Below are 3,415 nucleotides of genomic sequence, written 5' to 3' on the forward strand. Positions count from 1 at the left end.
GCCTTGGGGGCGTCCGGGGTGGCCGGGGCCTCGGCGCCCAAGGCCTCCGGAGTCTCCCGGGCCTCAGCGGCACCCAGGGCATTCGGGGCAGCGGGGGAGTCCGGGGCGTCCGGCACGCCTACGGGACTCATGGCGTCCGGCATGTCCGGGGCCTCAGGGGCCTCACGGGTGTCCGGGGTGTCCGGGGCCCCTGCGGAACCCAGGGCTTTCGGGGTTGCCGAAGCATCCGGGGCCCTCAGGGTGCCCGGGGCCTCTGGATCCTTCGGAACCTTCGGGATCTCCGGGGTGTCCGGGATCTCCGGGGTCTCCGGGATCTCCGCGGCGCCCACGGCGGCCGGAACCTCCATGCCTTTTTGGTGACCGGAGTCCCCACGGCCGTCCGGCCGGGGCACCCGGGGCGGTGTCACCGTCATCGCGCAGGTGCCTCCTCCGGGCGGCTTCCGGCCGCCGTGCCCGGGCGGTCTCCGGCCGGCGCGCCCTCCGCGGGGCTCCCGGCCAGCGCCCACCACGCGGCGAGCCCGAAGCAGACGGCGGTCAGGACGGCGGAGGGGCCGCCGATGTCGGCGTACAGGAAGTCGGTGAGCTGCCACACGAGCAGCCCGCAGGCCACCGACGCACAGTCCAGGTCCGGCCCGCGCGACCGCCCGGTGCCCCGTGTCCACCCGGCGCGCACCCGCCACAGCCCGCGCAGCGCGCACACCAGCAGCGCGCACCAGCTGCCCACCAGTGCCGACAGGCCGATCACGCCCTGTTCGCTGAGCACCAGCAGATACATGTTGTGCGGGGACAGCAGCGGCTGCTTGCGGAAGGCCGCGCCCGCGCCCTCCGTGTCGCTGCCCGCCGACAGCGCCAGCGAGGCGTGTGTGTCCCGGTATTCGGGGAAGCCCTTCAGCCCGACCCCGGTCAGCGGCCGTTCGTGCCACATCCCGACGGCCGCCGCCCACAGGGTGTACCGGTCGGTGACCGACTGGTCGGGCGCGTCCGTGACCTGGGTGATGCTGGCGATCCGCTCCTGGAGCATGGCCGTACCCACGCCGAACCCGCCGACCAGGACCACCCCCGCGGACACCACCACGGCCCCCACCCACAGCGCCCGCCGCAGTCCGGCCAGCACCAGCTGCGCCACGCAGGTCACCGCGGTGGCGATCCAGGCGCCCCGGCTGAAGGAGAGGGCGAGCGGCAGCAGCAGGCCCAGCGCGCAGGCGAGGGCGCAGACCCGCTGCCGTACGGCACAGGCGCGGCCGAGGGCGAGCCCGACCGCGCACACCAGTCCGAGGGACACCACGGTCGCCATCCCCATGATGTCCTGCGGGCCGAAGGTGCCGACCGCGCGGATCGGACGGCCCTGGTAGGAGGCGCCGGTGGCGGTCACGTACTGGTGCACACCGACCGCCCCCTGCCACACCGCGAGCCCCACGAACGACCAGGCCAGCAGCCGGAAGTCGTGCCGGTCGCGGATGAGCAGGGCCACGGCGGCCGGGACCAGGACGAAGATCTGGAGGTAGCGGCCCAGGCCGGTGAGCCCGGCGCCCGTCGAGGCCGCGCCCGCCGAGGCGAGCGCGAGCCCGACGACCGGCAGTCCGAGCACGACGGCGGCGGTCCGGGTCAGGGGGCGCCGCCGCTGCCGCAGCAGCCGGACGCCGCAGAAGACGACGACCAGCGCGGACAGCACGTCCGCCGGACCGGCTCCGCCCTCGCCGCCAGGGGCGACGGGCAGCGCGAGCAGCGCGACCACGGCCACCACCGGCAGCACCGGGGACAGCGGGCGCGGGGCGGGCCACCGGGTGGGAGGCTGCGCGAGACTCATCGGCTCAGCTCCCCGTCGGCCGGACCAGCGCCGCCGCGGTGCGCAGCAGGATGCACACGTCCTGCCACAGCGACCAGTTGTCGATGTAGGCGTTGTCGAAGCGGGCCCGGTCCTCGATGGAGGTGTCCCCGCGCAACCCGTTGACCTGGGCGAGGCCGGTGATGCCGGTCGGCATCCGGTGACGGGCCGCGTAGCCGGGGTACGTCTGGCTGAACTGGCCGACGAAGTAGGGCCGTTCCGGGCGCGGGCCGACCAGGCTCATGTCGCCGCGGAAGACGTTCCACAGCTGGAGCAGCTCGTCCAGCGAGGTGCGGCGCAGAAAGCGGCAGAACCACGGCATGTCCCGCTCGTTCGCCACGCTCCACCGGGTCGCCGCCTCGCGCGCGTCGGCCGGCCGGTGGGTGCGGAACTTCAGCAGGGTGAAGGGGCGCCCGTCCTTGCCGATGCGCTCCTGCCGGAACACCACACCGGGCCCGTCGCTCAGCCGCAGCACCGTCGCGCACACCAGCAGCAGCGGACTCACCACCAGCAGCAGCACCCCCGACACCACCACGTCCAGCAGCCGCTTGCCGGCGCTGCCGCGCCGCCCGAGCCCCGGCTCCAGGCGCCGGCACGCGAACCCGGCGAGCCGGTCGGGAGCCGCGTACGAGGGCGAGTCCGAGTCGATCTCCCACACCGCGCACCCGGACTCGGCGAGCTCCCGCAGCAGCGGCCCCTGCTGGGCGCGCACCGACGGATGCACGGCCAGGACGTCCCGTACGGAGTTCTGGATCAGCGCCCGCTGGACCTCCTCGCCGGTGGTCAGCACCGGCAGCCCGTCGGCGTCGTCCGACCGCTCGGCGACGATCCCCACCGGGCGTACCCCGCAGCTCGGATGCCGCAGCACCGCGGCGGCCACCCGCTGCGCGGTCCGGGCGGGACCGACGACCAGCGCGGCCCGCGGCCGGCGCAGCAGCGCGGCGCGCCGCCGCCAGTGCACCACGGCCCGCCCGGTGAGAGCGGCCGCGCAGTGCGTCACGCAGCCGGCGACGAGGGTGCGGGCGGACAGCGCGTGGTGCGGGGCGTACGCCGCGACCAGGGCGGCCAGCGCCAGCCAGGCCACCGCGATCCGGCCGCACACGGAAGGCAGTTCGTCCAGCACGCCTTGCACCCGGCGGGGCGGCCGGTGCGGGCGCAGCAGCAGCGCGGCGGAGACCAGCAGGGCCATCAGCACCGGGCGGCGGTGCCCGGCGAGGGCGAGGCAGCCCAGCAGGGCGGCCAGCAGATCCGCGAGGAGCAGCGGCAGCGGCGCGCCGGGCCGCGCCGCGGGGCGCCGGGCCGGGAACCGGAAGCCGGTACCCCGGCGGCGCGCCGGCAGCACCGATACGGGCCGGGATCCATCGCCCCAGGGCTGGGCCCCGGGGGAGGGCACGGTACTTTCCGCAGTACTTTCCGCACTCACGAGTGGATGGACTCCCTGTACTCGGTGGGCACGACGCGTGCCCCGGGCCCCCTGCCGAGCAGGTCGCGGTAGAGGTCCGCGACCGCCGCGGCCGTGTGCCGCGCGTCGCTCGGCCACCGGGCGCGCCGTCACATCCTGTCCGCGCACGACGCGCGGCACACGGCCGC

General features: G+C 76.0%; 2 protein-coding genes. Both read right to left on the reverse strand.

Annotation, left to right across the window (positions count from 1 at the left end):
• Positions 1-409: 409 nt before the first annotated feature.
• Complete coding sequence (locus CCN42_RS17225; protein ID WP_086736751.1) at positions 410-1,807, reverse strand: O-antigen ligase family protein; 1,398 nt, start codon at positions 1,805-1,807, stop codon at positions 410-412.
• Positions 1,808-1,811: 4 nt separating this feature from the next.
• Complete coding sequence (locus tag CCN42_RS17230; RefSeq protein WP_245877329.1) at positions 1,812-3,218, reverse strand: exopolysaccharide biosynthesis polyprenyl glycosylphosphotransferase; 1,407 nt, start codon at positions 3,216-3,218, stop codon at positions 1,812-1,814.
• Positions 3,219-3,415 lie beyond the last annotated feature (197 nt).

Origin of the sequence: Streptomyces glaucescens (genome assembly GCF_002154375.1) — a bacterium.
Lineage (GTDB): Bacteria > Actinomycetota > Actinomycetes > Streptomycetales > Streptomycetaceae > Streptomyces > Streptomyces glaucescens.